This is a genomic window from Enterococcus pallens ATCC BAA-351 (genome assembly GCF_000407485.1).
Taxonomy (GTDB): Bacteria; Bacillota; Bacilli; order Lactobacillales; family Enterococcaceae; genus Enterococcus_A; species Enterococcus_A pallens.
Window position 1 is genome coordinate 1,233,315 of record NZ_ASWD01000001.1, and the last position, 26,647, is coordinate 1,259,961.

26 protein-coding genes are annotated in these 26,647 nt (G+C 43.2%); 22 read left to right on the forward strand and 4 right to left on the reverse strand.

Translation table 11 applies throughout. The features are described 5' to 3' along the window. Position 1 precedes the first annotated feature (1 nt). Genes I588_RS05875 through I588_RS05890 form a run of 4 tightly spaced genes read left to right on the forward strand, consistent with a single transcriptional unit; the run spans position 2 to position 4,794 of the window. Positions 2–838 (forward strand): sugar phosphate isomerase/epimerase family protein, encoded by an 837-nt coding sequence (locus I588_RS05875; RefSeq protein ID WP_010758051.1) that lies wholly within the window; start codon positions 2–4, stop codon positions 836–838. Next, on the forward strand, positions 838–1,914 hold the full coding sequence (locus I588_RS05880; protein ID WP_010758052.1) for a Gfo/Idh/MocA family protein: 1,077 nt from the start codon (positions 838–840) through the stop codon (positions 1,912–1,914). Before I588_RS05875 ends, I588_RS05880 begins: the two co-directional genes overlap by 1 nt. Before the next feature lie 11 nt (positions 1,915–1,925). Then, a complete protein-coding gene (locus I588_RS26400; RefSeq protein ID WP_010758053.1) occupies positions 1,926–2,753 on the forward strand; it encodes an alpha/beta fold hydrolase in 828 nt (275 codons plus the stop codon). Positions 2,754–2,757: 4 nt separating this feature from the next. After that, on the forward strand, positions 2,758–4,794 hold the full coding sequence (locus I588_RS05890; RefSeq protein ID WP_010758054.1) for a PTS sugar transporter subunit IIABC: 2,037 nt from the start codon (positions 2,758–2,760) through the stop codon (positions 4,792–4,794). A 56-nt stretch (positions 4,795–4,850) separates the two neighbouring features. On the opposite strand, the gene I588_RS05895 is transcribed toward I588_RS05890, so the two are convergent. After that, positions 4,851–5,876 carry a threonine aldolase family protein gene (locus I588_RS05895; RefSeq protein WP_010758055.1) on the reverse strand — a complete coding sequence of 342 codons (1,026 nt, stop codon included), beginning with the start codon at positions 5,874–5,876 and terminating at the stop codon, positions 4,851–4,853. Beyond that, entirely contained in the window at positions 5,876–6,319 is a 444-nt protein-coding gene (locus I588_RS05900) for a MarR family winged helix-turn-helix transcriptional regulator (RefSeq protein ID WP_010758056.1), read from the reverse strand. The genes I588_RS05895 and I588_RS05900 overlap by 1 nt, the downstream gene beginning before the upstream one ends. A 222-nt stretch (positions 6,320–6,541) precedes the next feature. Here I588_RS05900 and I588_RS05905 point away from each other — a divergent pair, with 222 nt between their 5' ends. Then, positions 6,542–8,971, forward strand: a complete 2,430-nt coding sequence (locus I588_RS05905) for an AraC family transcriptional regulator (RefSeq protein WP_010758057.1) — start codon at positions 6,542–6,544, stop codon at positions 8,969–8,971. Positions 8,972–9,200: 229 nt separating this feature from the next. On the opposite strand, the gene I588_RS05910 is transcribed toward I588_RS05905, so the two are convergent. Continuing rightward, positions 9,201–10,208 carry a PocR ligand-binding domain-containing protein gene (locus I588_RS05910; protein ID WP_034693412.1) on the reverse strand — a complete coding sequence of 336 codons (1,008 nt, stop codon included), beginning with the start codon at positions 10,206–10,208 and terminating at the stop codon, positions 9,201–9,203. Positions 10,209–10,384: 176 nt separating this feature from the next. On the opposite strand from I588_RS05910, the gene I588_RS05915 reads away from it, so the two are divergent. The 11 genes from I588_RS05915 (at position 10,385) to I588_RS05965 (ending at position 21,251) form a co-directional block, all read left to right on the forward strand. Continuing rightward, positions 10,385–11,524, forward strand: coding sequence for a glycerol dehydrogenase (locus I588_RS05915; RefSeq protein WP_010758059.1), 1,140 nt, complete (start codon positions 10,385–10,387; stop codon positions 11,522–11,524). A 4-nt stretch (positions 11,525–11,528) separates the two neighbouring features. Then, the gene (gene dhaM / locus I588_RS05920) at positions 11,529–11,924 is read left to right on the forward strand and encodes a dihydroxyacetone kinase phosphoryl donor subunit DhaM (RefSeq protein WP_016250041.1); all 396 of its coding nucleotides are present in this window, start codon (positions 11,529–11,531) and stop codon (positions 11,922–11,924) included. A gap of 3 nt (positions 11,925–11,927) precedes the next feature. Beyond that, positions 11,928–12,911 (forward strand): dihydroxyacetone kinase subunit DhaK, encoded by a 984-nt coding sequence (dhaK, locus tag I588_RS05925; RefSeq protein WP_010758061.1) that lies wholly within the window; start codon positions 11,928–11,930, stop codon positions 12,909–12,911. An 11-nt stretch (positions 12,912–12,922) separates the two neighbouring features. Next, on the forward strand, positions 12,923–13,525 hold the full coding sequence (gene dhaL / locus I588_RS05930) for a dihydroxyacetone kinase subunit DhaL (RefSeq protein WP_010758062.1): 603 nt from the start codon (positions 12,923–12,925) through the stop codon (positions 13,523–13,525). Positions 13,526–14,101: 576 nt separating this feature from the next. After that, positions 14,102–15,493, forward strand: coding sequence for an MFS transporter (locus I588_RS05935; RefSeq protein WP_010758063.1), 1,392 nt, complete (start codon positions 14,102–14,104; stop codon positions 15,491–15,493). A 197-nt stretch (positions 15,494–15,690) separates the two neighbouring features. Then, positions 15,691–16,785, forward strand: a complete 1,095-nt coding sequence (locus tag I588_RS05940; protein ID WP_010758064.1) for a Gfo/Idh/MocA family protein — start codon at positions 15,691–15,693, stop codon at positions 16,783–16,785. A 60-nt stretch (positions 16,786–16,845) separates the two neighbouring features. Beyond that, positions 16,846–17,868 (forward strand): sugar phosphate isomerase/epimerase family protein, encoded by a 1,023-nt coding sequence (locus I588_RS05945; RefSeq protein WP_010758065.1) that lies wholly within the window; start codon positions 16,846–16,848, stop codon positions 17,866–17,868. A 1-nt stretch (position 17,869) separates the two neighbouring features. Then, positions 17,870–18,259 (forward strand): C-glycoside deglycosidase beta subunit domain-containing protein, encoded by a 390-nt coding sequence (locus tag I588_RS05950; protein WP_010758066.1) that lies wholly within the window; start codon positions 17,870–17,872, stop codon positions 18,257–18,259. A 16-nt stretch (positions 18,260–18,275) separates the two neighbouring features. Then, complete coding sequence (locus tag I588_RS05955; protein WP_010758067.1) at positions 18,276–19,331, forward strand: Gfo/Idh/MocA family protein; 1,056 nt, start codon at positions 18,276–18,278, stop codon at positions 19,329–19,331. A 15-nt stretch (positions 19,332–19,346) separates the two neighbouring features. Then, a complete protein-coding gene (locus I588_RS05960; RefSeq protein ID WP_010758068.1) occupies positions 19,347–20,258 on the forward strand; it encodes a sugar phosphate isomerase/epimerase family protein in 912 nt (303 codons plus the stop codon). Positions 20,259–20,270: 12 nt separating this feature from the next. Next, positions 20,271–21,251 (forward strand): ROK family protein, encoded by a 981-nt coding sequence (locus I588_RS05965; RefSeq protein ID WP_010758069.1) that lies wholly within the window; start codon positions 20,271–20,273, stop codon positions 21,249–21,251. A gap of 165 nt (positions 21,252–21,416) precedes the next feature. On the opposite strand, the gene deoC is transcribed toward I588_RS05965, so the two are convergent. Further along, a complete protein-coding gene (gene deoC, locus I588_RS05970) occupies positions 21,417–22,118 on the reverse strand; it encodes a deoxyribose-phosphate aldolase (RefSeq protein WP_010758070.1) in 702 nt (233 codons plus the stop codon). A gap of 165 nt (positions 22,119–22,283) precedes the next feature. On the opposite strand from deoC, the gene I588_RS05975 reads away from it, so the two are divergent. The 6 genes from I588_RS05975 to I588_RS06000 all read left to right on the forward strand — a co-directional run bounded on the left by I588_RS05975 (position 22,284) and on the right by I588_RS06000 (position 26,638). Further along, positions 22,284–22,694, forward strand: coding sequence for a PTS sugar transporter subunit IIA (locus I588_RS05975; protein WP_034693415.1), 411 nt, complete (start codon positions 22,284–22,286; stop codon positions 22,692–22,694). A gap of 68 nt (positions 22,695–22,762) precedes the next feature. Next, positions 22,763–23,260, forward strand: a complete 498-nt coding sequence (locus I588_RS05980; RefSeq protein WP_010758072.1) for a PTS sugar transporter subunit IIB — start codon at positions 22,763–22,765, stop codon at positions 23,258–23,260. Positions 23,261–23,283: 23 nt separating this feature from the next. After that, positions 23,284–24,126 carry a PTS mannose/fructose/sorbose/N-acetylgalactosamine transporter subunit IIC gene (locus I588_RS05985; RefSeq protein WP_010758073.1) on the forward strand — a complete coding sequence of 281 codons (843 nt, stop codon included), beginning with the start codon at positions 23,284–23,286 and terminating at the stop codon, positions 24,124–24,126. Positions 24,127–24,138: 12 nt separating this feature from the next. After that, entirely contained in the window at positions 24,139–24,957 is an 819-nt protein-coding gene (locus I588_RS05990; protein ID WP_010758074.1) for a PTS system mannose/fructose/sorbose family transporter subunit IID, read from the forward strand. A 9-nt stretch (positions 24,958–24,966) separates the two neighbouring features. Next, positions 24,967–25,872, forward strand: a complete 906-nt coding sequence (locus I588_RS05995) for a class I mannose-6-phosphate isomerase (protein WP_010758075.1) — start codon at positions 24,967–24,969, stop codon at positions 25,870–25,872. Between the two features lie 55 nt (positions 25,873–25,927). Next, positions 25,928–26,638, forward strand: a complete 711-nt coding sequence (locus I588_RS06000; RefSeq protein ID WP_010758076.1) for a GntR family transcriptional regulator — start codon at positions 25,928–25,930, stop codon at positions 26,636–26,638. The last annotated feature ends 9 nt before the right edge of the window (positions 26,639–26,647 follow it).

The window sequence follows — 26,647 nt, forward strand, 5'->3', positions numbered from 1 at the left end:
AATGGAACTTGGGATTTTTTCAAAAGGGTATAAGAACTACGAATTAACTGAAGCCTTTACTAGAATCAAACAGTCGGGTTTATCGTCTGTTCAGTTCAATTTTGCTAATGTGGGCTTGGCCAGCTTGCCTGAAGCAATTCCGGAAGAAACTCTTCAACAAATTCAAACGGCAGCTGAACGTACTGGAATTTCGCTTGCCGTTATTTCAGGCACCTTTAATACGCTTGAACTGGAGGAAGCAACCCATCAGCAAAATCTGCACAATTTTCAACAGGTAGTTCAGGCTGCGGCCAAGCTGGGGGTTCCGTTTGTTTCGATATCAACGGGAAGCTTCAACCAAGAGGATTTCTGGAGTCCGCACCCGGACAATCATACTGAGAAGGCTTGGTCCAGGCTCTATCGCTCCTTAGATGAAATGATAGCGATTGCAGCGGGACATCAGGTGGTGATTGTGGTTGAGCCGGAGCAGGCCAATGTGGTTAGTACAGTGGAGGATACGTTGCGGTTAATGGCGCATTATCAGCAGTCGCCTTATTTAAAAGTTTTGTTTGATGCAGCGAATATTGTGACTACCGAGGATGCAGATCAGCTGGAAAAGAAAATTTTGACCGCCTTGGACAAATTGAAGGACTATGTTGCAGTTGCACATTGTAAGGATGCTCAGGTCACTAAAGAAAAAATCGAATTTAAGGCTGTTGGCAAGGGCAATCTGCCCTTAAAGAGTTATTTAGAAAAGTTGAGGGAGTCTTACCAAGGACCAGTAATCATGCACGGACTTGAAGAGGATGAGGTTGAATTTGCGCTAAATTATTTAGAACAGGGACAGGGGGAGTTGTAATGGCAAACGCAGAGGAAAGAAAAGTAAAAATTGGTGTTTTAGGAGCCGGTCAGATTTCACAAGCTGCGCATTTTGATTCGATTCGGCGGGCAAATAATGCTGAGTTGTATGCAATTTGTGATGTGGATCAATACTTGTTAAACGAGATGGCCCACATCTATCATCCAGAAAAGCTGTTTACGGATTTTGACGAGATGTTAAAGGACCCTGAGCTGGAGGCAGTGGTGATTGGAATTGCGGATAATTTTCACGTCCCAATGACCATGAAGGCCATCGAAGCAGGCAAGCATGTACTGGTAGAAAAGCCATTGGGTATGTCAATTGAAGAGGTGGAGGAGTTAGGCCAGCGGGTAAAGGAAACCAAGGTTCATGTGCAGGTAGGAAACATGAAGCGTTTTGATCCAGGAATTGAAGCCGCCAAGGAGTTTATTGATACGGAAATGGGAGAAATGTTGGCATTGAAGGCTTGGTATTGTGATAATACCTACCGTTATACCACTACAGACAATGTTCAACCGGTCATTTTAACGGGCCCTAACATGAAAAAGCCCGCGGGCAATCCCAAAGCTGATAAACGGCGGTATTATATGCGCGGGCACGGCAGTCATTTGTACGATACAGCTAGATATTTAGGTGGAAATATTCTAGCAGTCACTGCTTGGTTGACCGAAAAATATGGCTCTTATTCTTGGATGGTTACGGCAGAATTTGAGAACGGGTTTGTAGGGCAATTGGATTTAACTTTGCAGGTACGGATGGATTGGCACGAAGGGTTTGAGGTTTATGGCGAACACGGTTCGATTATCGCTAAAACCTATAATCCGTGGACCTTTAAAAGCAGTGACGTAGAAATATTTAAGTCAGCTGATGACAGCTACCATCGACCAATCGCAGTAGACGGCCATTTTTATCGGCGACAGATTGAAGATTTTGCGCAAGCAATTTTGACCGGCAAACCAGGCAAAGGAGCAACAGTCAATGACGGAATCGCTGCAATGAAAATCATGCAGGCTGTTCAAGAGTCAGTGAAGACTGGTAAACGAGTAGTGGTAAGTTCTGTTTCTGGCGAATTGTAAAGGAGAAAATAATGCCATTTCATACATTTGATCAGATTACGTTTCACTATGAAGACGATGGGAATACGGGAACGCCCTTCATTTTTCTCCATGGATTAGGAGGAGACACGCAGCAAACGATGGGGGTACTGAAAAAGACCACGGGACTTCGACGGATTTCTATTGACTTTCGAGGTCATGGGGAAACCATTCAGTATGGTTCGCCAGAAAAGTTTTCCTTCCAGCAGTTTGCCGCCGATGTGTTGGCCTTAGCGGACTATTTGCAGCTGGAGCAATTCATTATTGGCGGGATCTCAACCGGAGCGGGAGTGGCTTTGCATCTTGCCTTAAATAATCCAGAAAGGGTAACTCATTTAATTTTGTCGCGCCCGGCATGGGAGGATCGTCCACAGGAGCCGGCAATTCAAGAAGCGTTTCAGCAGATTTATACGATTTTGCAGGATGATACGATCTTAACCAAAAAGGCGGCCTATCGGGAAACTAGGATTTATCAGCAAATGGATGAGCTGGCTCACTACGCTGGCGATACTTTATTAGGACAGTTCGATTATGCCTATACAAAGAAAACGAGTGAGAAGCTGGTACGTATTCCCAAAGACTGTCCGAACAGTGATCGGGAGGAGTGGCGGCGGATTTCTGTACCTACGTTAATCCTAGCCTCCAAACAGGACCCGATTCATCCGTTTAACTATGGTGTTTTGTTGAGCCAGTATATTCCTGACAGTCAGTTTGTTGAAATTACACCAAAGGAGGTTTCTGGTAAAAAGCACAATGAAGATTCTTATGTTGCCATCCAGCATTTTTTGTTGTCGCAGGGGTTAGAGATTAGTAAGGAGTGACAAAATGAAAAATTATTTTATGAAGTTTGTAAATAAGTTAACCAATATTGGCGGCTCGCTGCAAACACCGATTGCTATTTTGCCGGCTGCTGGGTTGTTGTTGGCGTTAGGAACAATTTTTACCAATCCGGCCTTTGTAGAAATGATTCCTTTTGCACAAAACCAGACCTTTGCCAATATTTTCGGCGTGCTCCTGTCAACGGGGAATATCATTTTTGCTAATCTACCGCTGATTTTTGCGGCAGGGGTAGCGATTGGTTTAACGAATAATGACGGGGTTGCGGCTCTTTCAGCAATTGTTGGGTATTTAATTATGAATGTTACCATTGGCGGAACTATGGGAATCACTGCTGAAATGGTTGCAGAATCGAACATGTATGTAGAGATTTTAGGGATTCCCACTATTCAAACGGGAGTTTTGGGCGGTATTATTATCGGTGTTCTTGCTTCAGCAGTCTTTAATAAATTCCATGACGTCGAACTGCCGCAGGCTTTGTCGTTTTTCGCAGGAAAACGGTGTGTCCCAATTATCACAGCGTTTGCTTCACTGTTCTTAGGCTTCTTAATGATTTTAATTTGGCCGCCGATTCAAGTCGGTATTAACAATCTTTCTAATTTTATCGTCAATTTGAATCCTGGCTTCTCGGGCTTTATGTTTGGTTTTATTGAACGATTGACGATTCCATTTGGGATGAATCACGTGTGGTGGCCGACTTTCTGGCTGCAGGCGGGGGAGTATGTCAACAAAGCCGGTCAGTTAGTAGTCGGCGATCAGTTAATTTTCTTCTCGCAATTATCAGATGGGGTGCCGATTACGGCCGGCAACTTTATGAATGGCTTGTTCGTTCTGAAAATTTTCTCCATGCCTGCAGTGGCGTTGGCCATGTACCATACCGCCAACAAAGAGCAGAGAGGGAAAGTGTACGGGATTTTGGTTTCTGCGGCTATTACCTCACTAGTGGCTGGAGTAACCGAGCCTTTGGAATTCTTATTTATCTTCACAGCTCCAGCACTGTTTTTAGTTTATGCAGTAGTGACAGGGTTGGGCTTTGCGGTAATGAATTTGTTGGGGGCTCACTTGGGGCTGTCCTTCTCAGGGGGATTGCTGGATTTCTTATTCTTTAATTTGTTAACCTCTCGCACACACTGGTGGCTGCTTATTCCTGTTGGCTTGGCTTTTGCGGCAATTAACTATTTCTTGTTCCGTTTTGCAATTTTGAAATTTGACCTGAAAACGCCTGGGCGAACCAAAGAATCTGAGAAAAAGACTCTCTCTAGCCGGGTTTATGATGGCAATCAGATTACGAATATCATCCAAGCCTTAGGCGGCAAGGCGAACATTAAGAATGTTAATGCCTGCTACTCAAGATTAAGAGTAGATGTTGAAAATGCCGAAATGGTGGACAAAGATATTTTTGCAGCAGAGCTGGAGGCTTCAGGAGTCAGTGTCCTCGGGAAAAATATTCAGATAATCTATGGCAATAAAGCCGTCGGGATAAAAGAAGCGGTTTTAGCAAAACTGCGCGGAGAAGAAGCAGCTGCGGTAGTTGAAGCAGCACCAGTGCAAGCGAAAGCGGGCGATCCTGAAAAACTATTGACGATTGTGTCGCCGGCAACAGGGCGCTTAGTTCCTTTAGGTGAAGTGCCGGACGAAGTTTTTGCATCCAAAGCAATGGGGGACGGCTTTGCTGTTGATCCGCAAGATAGTATTATTTATGCCCCTGTCAGTGGGAAAGTAACCGGTATTTTTCCAACGAAGCATGCGATTTCATTGTTGGATAATGCTGGCAATGAAGTGCTGCTGCACATTGGGCTTGATACGGTGAACCTTGAGGGGGAAGGGTTCCGACTGCAAGTGGCAGAAGGCGATGTTGTTCATCAAAATGAGGTGCTGGCTGAATTAGATACGGAAACGATCAAAGCTAAAGGCTACTCCTTGATGACCTTAGTCATTTTTACTAACTTGGACAAGGAGCGTTACCAGGTACAATTGAAAAAGGATCTGGTTAAAGCTGGAGAAGGCAATCTACTAAAGCTCTAACTATAGAAGAAAACAACCTCTGGAAGTCAGAACTTTCAGAGGTTGTTTATATGGAATTAGATCATCGCCAACAATTGTTCCACCGATTCCTGCGTTGTCGCCCACGAGGTAGCAAAACGCACGACGGTATGGCTGTCATCCAGTTTTTCCCAGACAGAAAAGCGAACCTGCTCCTGCAAAGCCTGCATCTTCTCGTTTTCCAGGATAATGAACTGCTGGTTGGTTAGTGAATCGATAAATATTTGATAGCCCTTTTGCAAAAAGCCATTCTTCAATAATTGTGCCATTTCAATCCCGTGGCGGCTAATGTCGAAATACAAATTGTCGCTGAAAAGGGCTAAAAATTGAACGCCTAGTAAACGACCTTTGGCTAAAAGCGCTCCGTGCTGTTTAATGGTAGAAACAAAATGCTTTGGCATATTTTGCTTAGTGAACACCAGCGCTTCACCGCACAAAGCCCCCACCTTGGTTCCGCCAATATAAAAAACATCGCATAAACGGGCAAGATCGGCCATGGTTACATCGGTTTCCTCGCTCATTAAGCCATAGCCTAAGCGAGCACCATCCAAATAAAGTGGAAGCTCAAATTCCCGACAGACAGCTGACAGTGCCGTAAGCTCTTCTAAAGAATAAAGCGTGCCGTACTCTGTAGGATGAGAAATATAGACCATGCCAGGAGCTACCATGTGTTCGTAGGTGACATCGGCATAAAAATTTTCCACATACTCCCGTACTTGACCCGCATCAATTTTGCCTAAATGATGAGGCAGAGTTAACACCTTATGACCGCAAAACTCAATGGCGCCAGCTTCATGGGTGCTGATGTGTCCGGTATCAGCTGCCAAAACACCTTCGTAATTTTTCAGCAGTGCTGTAATCACGATTTGATTGGTTTGAGTGCCGCCCACTAAGAATTTAATTTCCGCCTCTGGGCAGTCCAGCTGTTGGTGAATTTTTGCCATCGCCTGTTGGGTGAAGCTGTCGGTTCCATAGCCTGGCTCTTGCTGCAGATTGGTTTCCAGCAACAGCTGCAGCACCTTTTCGTGGGCACCTTCAGAATAATCGTTTTCAAATGATAGCATTAATTTTCCTCCATTTCCTTGGGAACCACTTGGCCCAAAATTGTTTCAATCGTATTCATAGCTGTTTCCAGCTGAGTAATTTCCTTGGTCTCCAAGGAGTGAAGCAGCTCTAAAATCTGCTTATTCGACTGTTCTTCAATGTAGCGATTCAACGCTTCGCCTTCATCAGTTAGAAATAGACGAAAGATTCGCTTATCGTTAGGATCATTTTCTCGCAGGATATAGCCGGCTTTTTCCAATTTGTTGACTATGCGACTCAAGTAGCTGCGATCCATGCGCATGAATTTGGCTAGCTGATTGGCAGTGGTTCCTTTATTACGGGCAATTTCGCCCAAAATCCGCATGTCAATCATGGAATAGTCCAGATTAAAGACTCTTTTGTCAAATACTCCTAAAATCCGAGTGTAGTAGCGATTGAACTGCCGAATGTTTTCAATAGTCATAAGCATTGCTCCCTCGTATGTTAAAGTAAGCATAATTATTTTAGTGGACTTTGTCAACTGTTTTTTTGCATTTGATTGGTGATTGTGTTTGGCAAAGCTAAATGGCTTCTATAAACACCCTGAACAGTTTTGAAATTTGTAAGGAGGGACTAGCTATTAATCAACTATTGTATTCCCTTTCATGATTGTGCTACCCTTTAGAAGGGGAAATGGGGGATAAGGATGCGTTTGATTGAGCCTTGGGAAAATATTGAGATTACCGTGTTGACCGCCAACAGTGTGTGGCAGCATTTTGACAACAATATTCATCTGCTTTATGTTTTGGCAGGAGAAGTGACGATTGAAAAAGAAGACACGGTTTTAGCTTTGCAGAAAAATGATTTTTACCTTTTATCGAAATCGGCGGTGCATACCGTGTACGCAGAAGATGCTCGTGCTTTTGAGATTGTGCTGCATTACTTCTTTGAGGATCAGGAGGGAGTTGTGTTTGCGGGAAATTCCGCAACTGAAAGCAAAAGCTTGGATCATCAGGTGATTCAATCCATTGAACAGCTGCTGAAATTGTATATTTTGCAAGACAAGCATCCAGCTGCGGAAGTTTTTGAAGCTTACTTTCATTTGATTCGTTTGCTGGAGAAGGAGTATACGCAGCCAGCCAGTGTGGAAGAAGAACGCAGTATTAAACAAAAGGTGTATGAGTTAAAGTTCTACATTGATAACAACTTCGATAAGGATATTCGTTTGTCAGATATTGCCAATAAGCTTTATATTTCAGAACAGTATTTGTCACGGCTGTTTTCGACCGAAATTGGGATGCCCATGAACGAATATTTGATTCGCAAGCGGTTAGAAAAGGTGCGTAAGGATTTGCTGGAAACGGAGAAATCGATCACGGATATTGCTTTTTCGGCAGGCTTTTCCAATATCAACTCCTTTAATCGATTGTTCAAAAAGTACCAGGGCTTGACGCCTAGTGAATTTCGCAAGGAAGTAAAGGCTGAAGCCAAGGTGGCACCACAGTACTACAGTTTAGGGGAAGAGGACATTCACAATTTAGCGAGCTATTTTAAGGAAAAAGAAGCGCAGGTGGATGATGAAACCATTCAAGTCTCAATGCAGCAGGTGCTTCAGCAAAATTTCCAAAAAAATATGATTAATTTGGGTTACGCCGGAGATTTGACCCATGCCACCTTCGTTGATCAAATCGGCTATCTGCAGCAGAACAATCCGTTTGCCTATGGGCGAATTTGGGGGCTGTTCAGTGAAAAAATTCTGGAGCAGGTGGGGGAGCTGTATGATTTTTCAACAGTGGACGAGATTTTGCAGACGATGGTCAAAGCGGGGATTAAGCCTTTTTTGGAGCTGGGGTTTAAAGGCAAATTGATTCATGAGACGCATACGCAGATTATTAAGAGTCACTTATTTACTCGCAAGTCTAATCAGTTGTCGGATTTGCTGCACCGCTACCAAGCTTTTTTCCACCATTGTATCGATGTTTTCGGACTGGAGGAGGTTTCCAGCTGGATTATCGAGATTTGGAAACCTAATCGGCTGGTGCTGCAAACGATTGGCTGTGAGGAATTAACTAGGATTGAAGAGCAAGGCAGGGTGCTGAACCTCACGCGGGAAAAGGATTATATCCACGTTTTTTCTTTGATTAAGGAGCTGATTCAGCAAATTGTTCCCGGCATTCAAGTGGGCGGCTGCGGGTTAAGTCTGGATATTGAGGCCAACGATTTGAGTACCTTCCTAGCTCAGTGGACCAAAAGCAAGGCGGCACCGGATTTCATCAGTCTAGGAATTTATCCTATGGACGCGGTGAAGCAGCAGATCAATCAGCACAAAAAACGCCACGAGCCGATCTCGCCGGATTCCAATTACATGTTTCATCGCATGAAAAAGGTTCGGGATATTTTGTCAGAAATTGGCTACCAAGGGAAGGTATACATTACCGAATTTAATGTCACCATTTTGAATCGGGACATTATTAATGATACGGCTTTTAAAGGCAGCTATATTCTAAAGAACGTGTTGGCTGTGATTCCTTATTGTGACTTAATCGGCTACTGGCAGCTGACGGATTTATCCGTAACCACCTTTGATACAGCTAATAAGGAAATTTTTGGCGGCTCTGGCCTGATTTCTAAAAGCGGCATTCCTAAAATCGGTTACTATGCGTATCTCTTTTTAAGCAAGCTAAGTGATCAAGTAGTCTATCAGTCGGAGGATTTGTTGATTACTAAGGAAGCCCCGAATCGGATTCAACTGCTGTGCTTTTCCTACAGCCATCTGAATTCTACCTATTATTATGATTTCAACAGTGCCTTTACGCGAAGAAATGCTTCTGCCTTGTTTGCTTCAGCCAACGTACAAAAAAAGCAGCTGCTTCTCAAGGAGCTGAAGGAAGAAACCAGCCGCTACCGGATGAAAAGTTATCGAATTGGGCCAAGTGCGGGCAATATTTTAGAAGAAATTAATCAGGTCAGCAGTTCGGATCAGCTGGATGAGGAGCTGGTAACTTACTTGAAGCATCGGTGTCAGCCGCAAATAGAAGTCAGAGAGCTGCAATCCAGTCACCATCAGCTGAAGCTTGAAGTGGAGCTGGCTCCACAGGATATTCAATTTATCGACATTCAAAAGGTGTCTCGCTAAAAGGCTAGGACGCAAGTAGCTCTAAAAAACTAAACTAATGAACCCCTTCCGGAAAATCTATTAATAGTTTTTGGGAAGGGGTCTATTTTCTGTGGCAAGTCTTTTAGACTTTTTCTTCTAGGTGCAATTTCAGCCGCAGCAGCACTTCATTCAATAGGTCTAAGACAAGCTCAGATTTTTCAAGGGAGTAAAGTCTTTTGTCTCATACTTCACAGCTTTTTTATTTCAATTATTTCTTCCGAGCGACTTTGCGATATTTTAACGGAGTTATTCCTGCAATTTTCTTAAAGGAACGGACAAAATAGCTGGCTTCAACGTAGCCTAACTCATCACTGATTTCACTGATGGTCATATTGCTAGACTCAAGCAAATCCTTTGCCCAACGAACCTTCAATTCGGCATAAAATTGACTAAAAGGCTGTCCTAATTCTTCTTTTAATAAACGGCTAAGATAGCTAGTGCTCAAATTGGTTAGTTCTGCCAACTCTTGAAGACTAAGGTGGCTGGATTTATTGATAAATACGGCGTCAAGTGCCGGCTGCAACAGCGGATTTTTTGCGATATACTGCCCCTCTTTTTGGGTCAATCGGTTTTCTAATAAAGAAAGTTGTACATCATCACGAACCTGTTCAAGAACAGGAATTTCTGCTGTCTCATGAGAAACATTTCGCGAAGCTAGCCGCAAGCTTTGTTTATACGTTCGGACGAGGTAGTCTTTTTTTATCGCCTCTGTCACTATGTAGCTGCTTAATTTTTCTAGCATTACCGCTGTGTTTTGTAAATCAGTTAATGATAACACTGGATAGTTGTCGTAAAATGATCGGTATTCTTCAATAAACGCTGAAAAAATTGGATCAGAAGGAGTTCTTAGGACCTGCTCCAAGTTTTCTTGTTCCTTATCTAAGCGAATTTCCCCGGCCATAATCGCCCCTACATAATTATGATCCAACATAATGGGAATCGCTATGTCCACGATATCGAAATGGCAGCGATAAATATAGGGCTCACCGGTTCGAACAGCCTCCAAACCACCACGAGCATCACATTTCTCACAATAGGCTGCTAAAGTCGGATGCGCCCGAGCACGCTGACAAAAAGGTTGAACCTGACTGTGATGGGTGACCGGTTTGCCACGATAATCTACTAAAACAATGGCTAAATGTGTTGCAATAGCAATGGCCTCTTGAACCGCTTCCCACTTTTTTAGATCTAAGACCTGTTCTAATTCGAATTCCATCCCCAAAATTTTCACCTCTATCTCATTATAGAACAATGTAATGATAGCACAAGAAAGTTCTATTTCACAAAATAGTTCTATCTAAAATTGAAAGAAAACGCTATCTAAATTCAATGCTTATTGAATGGAAACGTTTTAGAATAATGGAGTAGTTAAATATTAGGAGGTCATTATCAATGAGAAAAGCACTAATCTTACCAACAAAATATGTTCAAGGCGAGGATGAATTACTAAATTTAGGTTACTTTGTTTCCACTTTTGGAAAATCTGCGTTATTGATCGCGAACCCTGAAGATGTTGATCGTGTGCGTCCACAACTGGAAGCGACTGCCGAAAAGTTTGACATTACTTTTATTGAAGGCGGATTCAATGGTGAAGTAACTCGTGCGGAAACCAAACGTCTACAGGAAATCGCTAAAGAAAAACAAACAGATTGCATTATTGGTTTAGGCGGCGGAAAAGCAATTGACGCTTCGAAAGTTGTAGCAGAGGGTGAAGCGCTGATTATTGTGCCAACGATCGCAGCTCAGGATGCGCCAACTTCTCATTCTGCTGTTTTATATCATGAAGATGGTTCCTTTGATGATTATGCTTACTTCAAGCAAAGCCCAAGTGTTGTAATGGTTGATACTAAGATCATTGCACAAGCACCAACTCGTTTCTTAGTTGCTGGTATGGGGGATGCCTTATCTACTTACTTTGAAGCCCGGGCAACCCACAACTCTTTTTCTCGGGTAAATGCTAGCTTACCGATGGGCTCTCGCGAAGGGTTAACTGAACCTGCAATGGGAACCTATGCTGCACTTGCCATGGCGAAGCTTTGCTGGGAAAATCTGCTAGAGGACGGCTTAAAAGCCAAAATCGCCTGTGATGCGAATGTGGTGACAGAAGCGCTGAATAAAATTGTTGAAACGAACATTCTACTTTCTGGACTAGGCTTTGAAAGTGGCGGTTTGGCTGCAGCACACGCTATTCATAATGGTATGACTGTTTTGCCTGGTGCCCATCATTATCTGCATGGTGAAAAAGTAGCCTTTGCAACAATTGCGCAATTGGTTTTGGAAGATGCAGACAAAGAAGAGTTAGAAACAGTACTTGATTTTTGTGACTCCATTGGTTTGCCGATCACGCTTTCCGATATCGGTGTTGAGGACATTACGTTTGAAGAGGCATTAGAAGTTGCCAAAATTGCGTGTATTCCGGAAGAATCGATTCATTCTATGCCATTTCCTATCGTTGTCGAAGAAGTAGCGAATGCGATTATTGTTGCCGATCGAATTGGTCAAAACTATAAAGAACGTAAGGGCTTGGTATAAATTAATGAAAAAAAGTATATTATTAGTTTCCCATAGCCAAGAAATTACTGATGGGTTAAAAGAGATGATTGAACAGATGCAGAAGGCTGAAACGGTCACCATTTTTTCTCTGGGTGGAACTTCTGAGGGGGAACTCGGTTCTGATCCACTCCGCATCATTGAAGCAATCAATGCTTCTGATGATGCCGAATGTTTGGTCTTTGCGGACCTCGGTAGTGCAGTATTAAGTGCAGAGCTGGTTGCCGACATGCTGGAGCCAGAACAACAGGCACGCTATCATTTAGTCGATGCGCCACTGATTGAAGGCGCTTTTGCAGGTGCAATCACTGCTGGAGTAACAGATGATCTGACAACGATCATTAACGAAGCAAAAAATGCTGGCAAGAAAGGCTGGAATTAGTGAATGAAAAAAATAATCAATAATCCTAGAGATATCATTGAAGAAATGCTGGAAGGCATTGTTAAAAGCTATCCATCGATTGTGCATCGCATTGATGATTCACGTGTGGTCATCAAAAATGCGGAAGCCAAACAAGTTGGCTTGGTTTCTGGCGGTGGTAGTGGTCATGAACCAGCGCATGCAGGTTTTGTTGGTGATGGCATGCTGAGTGCTGCTGTTCTTGGCGATGTTTTTACCTCACCAACCCCAGATCAAATTCATACTGCGATTATCAACGCTGATCAAGGCGAAGGGGTAATCCTAATTGTTAAAAATTATACTGGCGACATTTTAAATTTTGAAATGGCAAAAGACATGGCTGAAATGGACGACATCGCAGTAGAGATCGTTGTTGTTGATGACGATATCGCAGTTGAAAATAGCACCTATACAGCTGGGAAAAGAGGTGTCGCAGGGACTGTTTTGGTTCATAAGATTTTAGGTGATGCCGCGCGCAAAGGGGCTTCGCTATCTGAAATTAAAGCACTGGGAGATCAAGTAGTGGCCGCTACGAAAACGATTGGTGTTGCTTTAAGAGCAGCCACTGTACCAGAAGTCGGCAAGCCTGGATTTGAGCTGCCGGAAGATGAGATCGAGTATGGGGTAGGTATTCATGGAGAACCAGGATATCGTCGTGAAAAAATGCAGCCTTCCAATATTTTAGCCGCAGAGCTGGTAGAAAAATTGCTAGCAGATTATAGTGAAGTGCCAAAGAAAGTCGGCGTTTTAGTGAATGGCATGGGCGGCACACCTTTGATGGAGCAATTTGTTTTCGTCAATGATGTCTTAAATCTTTTAGCGAAAAAAGAAGTCGAAGTAGTCTTCAATAAAGTCGGTAACTATATGACATCGATTGATATGCAAGGCTTATCATTGACCTTGATTGATTTAGCTGAACAACAATGGATAGATGCACTAACAAGTAAAGTCACCACGATCTCGTGGTAAGGAGGACCCCTATGGAATTAACGGCAGAAAAAATACAAGCATGGCTGAACGCCTTTACTGATGCAATTGAGGCAAACAAGGATTACCTCAGCGAGTTGGATACGCCCATCGGTGATGGCGATCATGGAAACAATATGGCTCGTGGTATGGCAGCCTATCAAGCTGCTTTTGAAAAACAGCAGCCAGCAACAATTAGTGACACATTGAAAATTCTTTCGATGGCGTTGATTTCGAAGGTTGGTGGTGCTTCTGGTCCTCTATACGGTTCTGCTTTTATGAATATGACCAAAGCTACAAAAGGGCTAGCGGTCATCACCTCTGAAAAACAATTAGGAGAAATTGTGAATCAAGGACTTCAGGGAATTCAAGCGCGAGGTAAGGCGGTTGCTGAAGATAAAACGATGGTGGATGTTTGGATTCCAGTAGCCGCAGCGTTGAAAAATGGCGAGCTGACTAGTGAAGTGATTGAAGCTGCAAAGGAACATACCAAGGATTTAGTCGCAAAAAAAGGTCGGGCCTCTTATTTAGGTGAACGAGCGATTGGACATATTGATCCAGGTGCAGCTTCCAGTGGGATTTTATTCAAAACACTATTAGACACCATCAAAGACTAAGCAGCTGGAAACACAAGGAACATACACGACGATCATTTTTTGAAAAAGGTAAATTATCACCGCTGCTTACCTAATCATTACTCAAATTGTGATTACTACCCAAATGTAATCATTGGCGAAGAAAAAGTTGAAATAATTTTTACAAGAGCACAACGGTTCGAATTTTTTCGAATCATTGTGCTCTTTATAGTGTGCTAGGCATGGCATTTATCTAGCTGGTGAAAATCTAGTCACGAGTAGTTACCGCCAAGCGCAGTGAACTACAAGTCGAAATCAATGATGATGGGTCGAAGGAAGTGGTATGGTGAATCTCTTGAGCCTACGTACAGAAACTTGATGAGGTCAAATGATGGGTAAGGTTGCTCTACAAATCGAAGTCCAAAAGGTAAATGTAAGACCAAGACGGTAAATCAAAGCAAGATTGTATCATACAATCTTGCTTTTTTATGTGCAGTTAAACGATCCTCCCGCAAAAGTATCAATCAAATCTCCGCCAAACGCAGAGTATTCCAGCGAGCCAGCCCTTACAATTACCTTGTAAACGTTTACGAAAACAACTAAATCTGGGAGGTTCATATGGAAAAAGAAGTCTTTGACAATGAAATCAAGCTGGAGAAAAAAGGATTAACCAAATTTTCAATAATGGCTTACGGCTTAGGGGATTTAGCTAGTCAATTCGTTTGGACGTTTGTCGGCACTTATTTAACGGTTTTTTATACAGATATTGTCGGTTTAGCACCGATTGCAGTTTCCATGATTATGTTGGTGGCTCGTTTATGGGATGGAATCAATGATCCGATTATGGGGATGATTGCAGAACGAACCCGCAGCAAGTTTGGTCGTTTCCGTCCATATATTGCTTTTGGTTCACCGTTTTTAGCACTATTTTCGGTATTGACCTTTACTGGTCCTTTTGGGAATGGGACTGCCGGAGTTATCTGGGCTGCAGTCATTTATATCATTGCCGGCATGATTTACACTCTGGTGAATATTCCTTACGGTGCTCTGGCTGCAGTGATGAGCGAGGATGCCAATGAACGCAACCAATTAAATGCGTGGCGTTCGGTAGGAATGAATGTGGGTATGATTATTGTGAACTCACTGTCTTCGTTCATTATGCTAGCTTTTTCAGACGGTGCAAAGGTTGCGACAGGCCGCGGCTATTTTATGACTGCTTTGATTTATGCCGTTATTTCGATTCCGATGTGTTTTGCTGTATTCGTGACTTCCCGTGAAGTTGTGCAGCCGATGAAAAATGAAAAGAAGGTCCCTTTTAGTACGACGATTAAAAATGTTATTGGCAACAAATATTTAATGATCGTTTTCTTGATCATGATGCTGCAGATGACGGCTTTTATGGGACGAATTGCGGTTACGACCTTTTATGTCATTTACTGTTTAGGCGCCTTTACTTTAATTGCGCTATTAATGACGATTCCGTCTATTGGCGGTGCAGTATGTTCCCTAGCAATCGTTCCGCTCGTTCGCAAGTTTGGCAAGCGTAATGTATTAATGGTTTCCTTGATCCTGCAAGGAATTGGCTTGTTAGTTGTATATTTTGCTGACTTTGACAATCTGCCAATGATTATTGCTGGGCATGTCATTTTTGGATTGTTTAATATGGGCTTTCCCATCTCCTTGTCGCTGGTTTCCGACTCGGTGGATTATCAAGAATTAAAATCTGGTGTTCGGACAGATGGTACCGCATATGCTACGTATGGTTTAGCAACGAAAATTGGAAATGCTTTAGGTGCTTCTGTTGGTATTATGCTGCTGCACAGCTTTGGCTATCAGGCCAACATGGAGCAGACCGCAGCTACCAAGGATGGAATCAACCTAGTGGTTAACCTAATTCCGGCAATTCTTTTCTTTTTAGCAGCTATTGCCTGTTTGCTATGGAACCTAAGCGATCAGGATACGGATGATATTCGGAAACAATTGGATGAAAAACGCGCAGCAAAGCAATAAACAACGAAAAAGTATGGTTTAATTTTGCACAAAAATAATTTGTGCATCACCAAACACAAAAATGTATCATCTTTTCTTTTGGCAGGTGACGAGTGTTTCTGTCTGCTCCACAGTAAACTAATCATTGTAAGCGATACCTAGTAAGAACAGCTGACCCGGTGGTTTTCCACCGGGCAGTACAACAAGGAGGAAATCTAGTGAAAAAATTGAAATTTGGCATTATCGGGTGTGGCGGCATTGCCAATCAAAAACATTTGCCAGCCTTGGCGAAATTAGCTGATCAAGTAGAATTAGTGGCTTTTTGCGACACGATCATTGAACGGGCGGAAGCAGCAGCTGCAACTTATGGAACAGCCGACGCGTTAGTTACAGCGGATTATCAAGAGGTAGTTAAACAAAAAGACATCGATGTGATTCATGTTTTAACCCCGAATGTTTCCCACTCGGAAATTACCGTGGCTTCTTTAGAAGGCGGCAAGCATGTGATGTGTGAAAAACCGATGGCGATTAATTATGCAGAAGCTAAAAAAATGCTGGATGCAGCCAACCGAACCGGAAAAAAATTAACCATTGGCTATCAAAACCGTTTCCGGGCAGATTCATTGGCGACCTACGAGGCCTGCAGCAAGGGTGAACTAGGAGAAATTTACTTCGCCAAAGCCCATGCCATCCGTCGCAAAGGTGTGCCAACTTGGGGAGTATTCCCGGATAAAGCGAAACAAGGCGGCGGACCGCTGATTGATATTGGAACGCATGCACTGGATCTGACCTTGTGGTATATGAACAACTACAAACCCAAAATGGTCTTAGGCTCTACTTATCAAAAATTGAAGGACAATCCGATGGGCAACATGTTTGGCCCGTGGGACCCAGAAAGCTTTGAAACGGAAGATTCAGCCTTTGGGTTAATTAAAATGGAAAATGGCGCCACTATTTTCTTAGAAGCGGCATGGGCCTTGAACATGATCAATCCGAAAGAAGCGCAGGTGACCTTATGCGGAACCGAGGGGGGAGCAGAAATGTTTGGCAAGGCCTTTTTGGATCAAGGCTATGTGGTCTTCAATCAGGCAGCCCATAATCAGCTGGAGCAAACCCAACCCTCTGATGCGGGTGGCGTTTTCGGCTTTGAAGGCAGCAGCTTAGAGCAAAAGGATGCCGAGGCTAAACAATGGGTAGAAGCCATTTTAAATGATACCGAACCTTTAGTGAAACCAGAACAAGCTATTGTGGTAACACAAATTTTGGAAGCCATTTACCAATCCGCTGAAACGGGGAAAGTTGTAGAGCTGTAAGTACAATTGTCGGATGAGCGGTCGCCGCTCGTCCGTAAATAGAAAATAGGAGGACCAATCATGTCACGAATTAAAACAGCCGTTAGTTTATATAGTTTGCAGGATGAATACTTGAATCACCGCATGAATCTGGATGATTTAATGCAATTTTTAAAAGAAAACCAGGTGGAGGGTGTCGAAATTTTACCCGATCAAATGATCAAAAATGCCCCCCATCCTAGCGAAGAAGCGGTCGCTCATTGGCAGGAATTGCTGGCAGAAACAGGGATCACACCGGTGATTGCCGATGTCTTTTTGAACACCAATCTGTACAACAACCGCAGCTTGACTAAGCGGGAATGCATTGATTTGTTAATCGAAGAAATCAAACAAGCCCATCGTTTAGGCTTCAAATTGATTCGTTTAGTTTCAATGGTGCCTTATTGGGTATGTGAACCGCTGCTGCCTTATTGCCAACAATATGATGTCACAATCGCACTGGAGATTCATGCCGGGATGGCCTTTGACGAACCGGAAACCTTGCACTTTATTGAAGAAATGAAGCGGCTTGATTCACCATACATCGGCTTAGTCATTGATACGGGTATCTTTTGTCAAAAATTCCCGCGGGTGGTCGTTAATTATGAGCTGAATAACGGTGCCAGTCCAGAAATGTTTGCTTATTTGGACGAATTGTTTGCTCAAGGCACAGATTTGCATCGGGCGATGAAAGAAAACAACGGCGAATTTCCTGAGGCGTTCAAAAAGGTCATCAAAACCAAAGAAGACCAAATGTTTTCTCATTTGTGCGACGGCTACGAAAACTATCCCTTCAGCGTGTTGGATGAGTACATGCCTTACATTAAGCATTTCCACTTCAAGATGTTTGAAATGACGCCGGAAGGTCCTGAATATTCCATGGACTACAAAGCACTGCTGGAATACTTGCACGAAAAGAATTACGACGGATATGTCGCTACCGAGTATGAAGGCAATCGTTTCACCCTGCCAGGAACACCCATGCAGGAAAAAGAACAGGTAGCAGCTAATCAACAGTATTTGCGGGCTTGCCTGAAGGAAATTCAAGGATCGGAGGAAGCATAGCATGTTTGATAATAATGTATTCAAAAAAGACAGCTGCAAAAATATTGAAGAAAACGGGGCAGTTATCGGCTACGAGCTGCAAACCTTAATTACCTATTATCGTGGAATTCCCTTATCCATGGTGGAATTCATCAAAGTAGCAGTAGATGGCGTGGAAGAATCCGCTGATGCAATCCAGCTTTCGATTGATCAGGAAGATTGGTTTACATTAAGTGAAGCGGCTACCGTGACAACCTACAAATGGGAATATGGCGAACCATTGTACATTCGTGTATTAAAACCAGGTGGATTGTCACATGGAGAGCATCAGGTTGCTTTGACGGTAGCCACCAGAACTGCCTACATACCTGTACCGCTGGTAGGAGTGAAGGAACGAGCTGTGACAGTTTAAGAAAAGGGGAAAAACGATGTTAACGATTGGAATTATCGGGTACGGCTTCATGGGACAGACCCATGGTGAGACCTTAAAAAAATTAGATTATGCTAAATTGGCAGCGGTGTGTGATATTAATCAAGATCAGCTGAAGGAAGTACCAGCTGACGTGAAGACTTTTTTGAAGGCAGACCAGCTGTTAGCGGAAGAGGACATTAATACAGTCATCCTCGCTGTGCCCAACCATTTGCATTTAGACATGGTGAAAAAAGCTGCGGCTGCCCAAAAAGATATTATTTTGGAAAAACCAGCAGCAATGAACGGGGAAGAATTTGAAGAAATGATGGCTGTTACCGAAGCAACCGGTGTTCGTTTTACCATTCATCATCAGCGCCGCTGGGACAAAGACTACCGCTTAATGAAGGAAGTGGTGGAAAGCCAAACCTTAGGCGATATTTACACAATCAAAAACTCCTTGTACGGCTTCAACGGCAACATGCACGACTGGCATATCTATCCAGAATTTGGCGGCGGCATGCTGTATGACTGGGGTGTGCATTTATTGGACCAGATGCTGTGGATGATTCCCGGCAAGCTGAAGACGGTTTACGCAGATGTCCGCAATGTCATTAATCAAAATGTAGATGATTATTTCAATATTCAGTTGTATTTTGACAGCGGCATTACCGGTCAGGTGGAATTAGGTACTTATTTCTTAAAGGATGAACCTAGTTGGTTTGAACGTCATTGGTTTGTAGGAGGCAACAAAGGCAGTGCTTATGTGGACGGCTTCAATCCTCAAGGAAATATCGTGCGTACCAGTCAGCTGTTGACCAATGTTCCCGGCAAAATTACGATGACCGCCGCTGGTCCGACCCGCTCCTTTGGTCCACCGCCAGAAGGTCGTCTTGTAACGGAAGACTTGCCAGATGTGACGGTGAACCATCGAATGTTCTTTGATCATTATCAAAAATATGTCGCCGGCGAAGAGGAGCTGGTGGTGAAGCCGACAGAAATTTTGCGTTTGATGAAGCTGTTGGATGCTGTTCGGGAGTCTGCCCGAACTCATCGCTCAGTTGATTTTGAATAGAAAGAAGGAAAAAAGATGCAATTAGGACTGGTTTCGGCCATTTTAGACCAAAGTGATTTTTATGAAATGATTGATATTGTGGCGGAAAACGGCTTGGAATGTGTCGAGGTAGCTTGCTGGCCCGCGGGCAAAGCCGAACGTCGTTATGCAGGGGTCTCTCATATTGACACGGAAAATTTAACCAAAGAAATCGCCGAAAAGTACAAAGCCTACGCAGCCGAAAAACAGGTAGCTCTTTCAGCTTTGGCCTATTATCCCAACCCATTAGATGAAGATTTAGCCAAACGAGAACAGGTAATCCAACATTTGTATTCCGTGATTGATGCAGCTAAACTGCTGGATGTGAATCTAGTGACCACCTTCATTGGTCGGATGCCCAGCAAGTCTGTATCTGAGAATCTAAAAGAGATGGTTAAGGTCTGGCAGCCGCTGTTGGCACATGCTGAAAAGCAGCAGGTGAGAATCGCAATTGAGAATTGTCCGATGCTGTTTACGGAAGACGAGTGGCCTGGCGGACAGAACTTAATGACAACGCCCGCTTTATTTAGAAAAATTTTCACCCTGCTGGACAGCGACTATTTAGGCTTGAATTACGATCCGTCTCATTTTGTTTGGCAACAAATGGATTATCTTGCACCTATCTATGAGTTCAAGGACAAGCTGTTTCATATTCACTACAAAGACATCAAGCTGTATTGGAACAAATTGCAGGAAGTAGGTATTATGGCAACCCCGTTAGAATATATGTCACCCAAGCTGCCTGGTTTAGGGGATGTGGATTGGGGCAAATACGTTTCGGCCTTGACTGATGTGGGCTATAACGGCTATACCTGTATTGAAGTAGAGGATCGTGCGTACGAGTCCGATTACGTCGATGTGCAACGCTCCATTAAGCAAAGCACCCATTATTTGCGGAATTTTGTTTAGCAGGTGAGGTAAATGAAAAATAGACAAAAAATACTCGGTATTGATATTGGCGGCACCAGTGTCAAATTCGCTTTGATGGATGTACTAGGAAATATCGAAAAAAAGTGGACAATTCCCACGGACATCTCAGAACGAGGCGCTAAGATTCCAGGAGATATTTGTACATCTGTCCGTAGGGTTCTAGGCGATCAACAAATAAAGGAAGTATCTGGCATCGGGATCGGAGTGCCCGGACCTATTTCGCCGGATGGTCATACAGTGGTTCGAGCGGTTAATCTGGATTGGGAAGAAGTGCCCTTAAAAAAGATTATCCAGCAAGAACTCGGTGTGGATACCTGCCTGCTAAACGATGCCAATGCAGCCGCTTTAGGAGAAATGTGGCAGGGAGCGGCTAAAGGCAAATCCAATTTGTTGTTTGTCACTTTAGGGACAGGTGTCGGCGGTGGAATTGTTTTAAATGGAGAAGTTTTGAACGGCTGTCATTCTGCCGGCGGGGAAATTGGGCATATCCCGGTTCGTTCTGAGGAAGATCGCTTGTGCGGCTGCGGCGGTCGTAATTGTTTGGAAACCTTCGCTTCGGCCACCGGCTTGTCTTACAGTATGAAAAAGAAATTAAAGGAGTGCAATGAGCGCTGGCCACAAGTAACACCACCGCTGATTTTTGCCAAAGCTGCTGAAGGTCATTCTGCCGCGCAGCAAGTCTTGGAAGAATTTGTCGACATTTTAGGTCAGGCGATTGCCGGAATTCTGAACACGATTGATGTGGAGGAAGTGGTGATTGGCGGCGGACTTTCAGAAGCAGGTGCTGACTTAATCGACCCGCTGACGGCGAAAATCAATCAGTATGCTTTCCCGCAAATTCGCGGACAGATCTCAGTGAAGAAGGCCGAATTAGGCAATGATGCGGGAATCTATGGTGCGGTCTACGCCCATTCATTTATAAAAAACCTTCAAGAGGGGGAATGCGATGGATTAATCGTTAAAAACGTTTAGTCTTCACCCTGCTAAATGGGCAGAGCCATTAAAAAAATATACAGAAGAAGACATCTTGGGCAGCTCCTGCTAGGAACGCTCAGGGTGTCTGTTTATCATGAGATTCGATGGAATAAAAACCCAATTAACGAAAGATGTTTCTTCTGTTAACTGGGTTTTCTACTATTAAAGCGTTATCTCACCATTCGCGGCTTCTTCCTTCAAAGCATCAATGATAGCCATACCTGAACTAGTACCAATGCGCTCTGCTCCGCAAGCCAGCATTTTCTTGAAGGTTTCGGCATCGCGGATACCGCCAGCAGCTTTGATCTTTACCTTTGGTCCCACCTGTTCCTTCATCAGTTTCACGTCTTCAAAAGTGGCCCCACTTGGAGCAAAGCCAGTAGATGTTTTAATGAAATCAGGCTCAACTTCTTTGGCAATGTGACATAGAGCGATTTTTTCTTCCTCTGTTAAATAGGCATTTTCAAAAATCACCTTTGAAATCACCTGGTTCTCACGGCAAACTGCTACGATTTGCTGCATTTCATCCTTTAAATAAGCCCAATTCTTGGCTTTTACTTCCGTTAGATTAATGACGTAATCGATTTCGGTGGCACCGATCTCGATAGCGTTTTTCGTTTCGAAAACCTTGACAGCAATCGAAGTTTGACCGAGTGGGAAGCTGATGGCTGCGCCGATTGCGACATCGCTGTCAGCTAAATACTCGTGACAAAGTGCCGATTGCACTTGGTTGATGGCTACCATCTTAAAGTGATAAGCCTTCGCTTCCTCGCAAAGGGTCTTCATATCCTCTCTGGATGCATAAGGTTTTAAATTAGTGTGGTCAATCATTTGTGCTAACTGATCAATTGAATAAGTTGTCATTCGTCTTCCTCCTTTTATGTTATTACATAATACATCATAAGTCAGATTTTTAGCGATGTCAAGACAAAAAATATTTACATTTAGATGTTGACATCGCTTTCTAAGGAGGTTATTATTTGGTTAAGTTTTAAAATGTAATTACATAAAAGGGAGCGGATGAGGAAAATGCAGATTATGTTAGCTACACATGGTACATTTTGTCAGGGGATTGTAAATAGTTATCAAATGATTGCTGGGGTTAACGAAAAGCTTCATACGATCAGCTTAACGGACGATGGAATTGGAACATTTAAGCAAGAATTTCAAATGAGAATGGATAATTTATTGACAGATGAGGTGTTGATAATTACTGACATAAAGGGAGGAACTCCTTACAATGAAGCCTTTAATTATCATTTAAAGCATCCCCAACAGGTTCGAGTTATAGCAGGCATGAACTTGCCTATGTTAATTGAAGCAGGATTGGCGATGGAAACCCTCACCTTAGATGAGCTCTATCAGTTGGCTTTAACTACTGGAAAAGCCGGAGTCGCTGGTACTGATGAGGATGATCTCGAGGATGAAATTGAGTTTTAGACACACTTGAAAAAGAACGTATTCAGCAAGCACCTATTTAATAAAACATAAATTGGAGGAAAAACATCATGACAATTACATTAGCAAGAATTGATGATCGTGTGATTCACGGTCAAACGACTACACGTTGGACGAAGGCGCGTTCGGTACAAGGAATTTTAGTAGTTGGCGATGACATTGCACAGGACGATTTGCGCAAACGAGTATTAAAAGCAGCAGCAGGTAATTTAAAGCTGGGCATTTACACGACAGAGCAAGCAATGGAAAGTATTCCCAAGGGCAAAGACTCCAACAAAGATTTTTTCCTTATCAGTAATTCCCCGCAAACCTTTGCCAAGCTGGTTGAGTTGGGTGTTGATTTTGGCAAAAAGCTGAATGTCGGGCCGATGAATACCCGCGAAGGTGCTAAAGTATTGGGACGCACAGTAGCGATTGATCAAAAAGATTATGAAGCTTTTGAATACATGGATCAGCAGGGAATTGAAATTGGCTTTCAGCTGCTGCCGGATGATGAAACCAAACCTTGGAAGGTTATGAAAGAAAAATACAACGCAATGGCGGACTAACAGGAAAATAAGGAGGAAAGAAAATGGAAGGAAGTTTGTTTTTACCAGCATTGCTGACGGGAATTTTTTGTTACTTAGGAGCAATTGAAAGTCCCTGGCTGTTCGGGATGAGTGGCGGATTTTATGTAGTGGGTCGGCCGCTGGTAGCTGGATTATTGACCGGTCTTGCTTTTGGTGAAGTTCAAGCAGGGGTTTTGTGCGGCTTAGCAGTACAGGCTGTTTTCATTGCGAACCTGTCAACTGGCGGTGCCACGAATAGTGAAATTACCTACGCAGCCTACGGTGGGATTGGCTTGGCCTTAGCTACGACTAAAGATCCTGCAGTTGCTGTTACCTTATCGATTTTGATTGGTCAAACCTTTGGACTTATTTTCTATAATACGCGAATGGCTCTGTACTCCTTTTGGAACACTCGGGCTCAAAAGGCAGCAGAAAACATTGATGATCGTGGGATTACCATGAATCATGTGGTATATCCGCAGATTACAACGTTTCTTTTGCGGGCTGTACCAATTTTTGCAGCAATTTTCTTTGGCCGCAGCTTAGTAGATTGGTTATTGTCCAACGTTCCGCAAGTTGTGACAGACACAATTTCCGTTTTAGGTGGCGTATTGCCAGCGTTGGGAATTGCTATGCTGATGGGAATTGTTATTAAAGACAAGATTCATTTAGTCTTTTTCTTCGCGGGCTTTGTATTAATGGCTTTTGCGAAGTTAAACATGATTGCATTAGTATTTTTGGCTGCGATGGTGGCGTATATTGTTTACCTAAGCACAGGAAAAGGCACAAACAACGGCAGTGCACCGGCGGCAGCGGATGCTGGACCAGCTGTGGATGTTGCTTATGAAGACGATGACTTATTTTAGGAGGGTAAAGTGATGGAGAAGGTTGAACAACGATTAAGCAAAAAAGAATTACGACAAATTTGGAAACGCTGGGGCTTCACGCACTTATCTTCCATGAGCTACGAAAAATTACAGGCGCATGCTTGGGCATTTTCTTACCTGCCTTTTGCTGAGAAATATTACAAAAATGATCCAGATGCTAAGCGGCGATTGCTGCTCCGTCATTCGATGTTTTACAATACTGAACCGCAAACGGGGCAATTAATTAATGGAATCGTGGCTTCTTTGGAAGAAGAAATTGCTTTAGGTGGCGACGTGCCGGAGGAAATGCCGATTAACATTAAAACTACTCTGATGGGACCTTTGGCCGGAATTGGCGATTCGATTATACAAGGGATTATTGTTCCGATTCTCTTATCGATTGGGATGGGGTTGGCAGCAGGCGGCAATGCCTTGGGACCAGTGTTTTATTTAGTAAGCTATGGCATTATCGGTCCGCTGATTTCTTATTTATGTTTTATGAACGGTTATCGTTTAGGGGTGAATGCCATTGATGTGATTATTGGTGAGAATGCGAAACGGATTACTGATGCCTTTAATATTTTAGGGATTATGGTAGTGGGTGGACTGGCTGCATCGAATATTGCGTTGACAACGGCCATTAAAATTCCTATGGGAGACGAAGTGCAGGAGCTGCAAAATGTTTTGGATGGTATTTTTCCAAGCATCTTACCATTAGGCATGGTTTTATTGGCTTGGTATTTATTAACATCTAAGCAATTAACTGCGACTAAAGTCATTTTAGTTTTAACAGTGATTTCAGCAGTTGGAGTGGTAATAGGGGTATTTTAGGAGGACATCATGTATATTTTAGAACCAATTTCTAAGGAAAGAATCTGGGGGACTCCTCGACTGCAGCAATATCAAGGAGACGAGGAAATTGAAAAGATCGGCTCAGTATATTCTGCTAGTGGGATTCCAGAAATTGATAGTCTGGTTCGTAATACCGATTGCACGTTAAGTGGCTTGATTCAGGAGGATCCTCAGAAATTTGGTTTATTGCCAGGGGAAGATTTCCCTCTCATCATCTCTTTTACTGCCTGTGACGAAAATTTGAGTATTCAGGTTCATCCAACCGATGCGTTTGCACAGAATCATGAGGGGGCACCGTATGGTAAAAGCGAAGCCTGGTATTTTATTACTCCGCCTGCCACTGGTTGGATTTACGCAGAGCAAATGTCTTCAGACAAGCTAGCTATTACAGAGGCAGTTAAGACGAACAACTATCAAAAAATTTTGAAGCAGTATCCTGTAGCAGCTAAAGAGCTGATTTATATCCCTTCCGGAACGATTCATGCGTTAACTAAAGGCTCACTGGTTTATGAAATTCAGCAATCGACGGATATCACTTATCGGTTTTACGATTATGATCGAACAGATGGAAACGGTGAAAAACGGGAGCTTCAGGTAGAGTCAGCGTTAAACACCCTGATTCCCGATCAGCAAGTTAAGAAGAGCACCTTTGCACTGAATCAGACAGTCGACCAGCGGGAATTTACCATTCAACATTTAGAGGTTACAGGAGAGCTAAAGAACCCAGCACCGATTGCTAGTGTGTTGACCATTCTTTCTGGGGAACTGATTTTAGCTGAAAATGTTTGTGAGGCAGGTCAAAGTCTTTTATTATTGCCAGGAGAGGAGGCTATTCTTCCTGGCAAGGCTGACTGTGTACTAGCAACACCAAACCCTTATTGGCGCTATAGTTGAGGTCAGCTTTGTATGCTATAATAGTAAGGATAATTTATTGAGGAGCAGATGATCAATGAGTATCCCATTACACAAAAAAATTAGCGAGGACTTGCTGCAAAAAATCAAATCCGGCGTCTATCCTGAAAATGAACTGATCCCTACTGAACACGAGCTTGTTGAAATGTATGGTGTTAGTCGGCCGACTATTCGCCATGCGTTGCAATCGTTGGTTAATGAGGGTTATTTAGAAAAGCGTAAAAAACGCGGTACCGTAGTAACCAAGCCAAAATTCCAGCAAGAGTTTACTCATGTAATCGAGAGCTTTGATTCCGAAATGAGCCGCAAGGGAATTGCTCCTAAGACCAAAATTTTAAACTTCACCATCATGAAGGCGAGTGATGAAGTAGCCGAAAATCTTAGGCTAAACAAAGGTGACAAAGTCTACAAGCTGATTCGTTTACGTTATGCCGAAGATAAACCAGTTGTTTTGGTTACTAGTTACATTCCTCATTATTTATTTCCTAGATTTCAAGAGATTGATTTCACTCAGGAAAAGCTGTATAAAGCATTGGAAGAGGCTGGCTATCCCGTGATCGCAGTTTCTCGTAAGCTTGAGGTTATCAAGGCGGATGAAACCACAAGTGATTTGCTGGATGTTGAGATTGATGAGCCGCTGTTCTATTTCCATACTCAAGGCTTTTCTAATGACCGACGACCAGTTGAATATTCTATTTCTAAATATCGCGGCGATTTGAATTATTTCGTGTTTGAATTGTCACAATAAGACTAATAA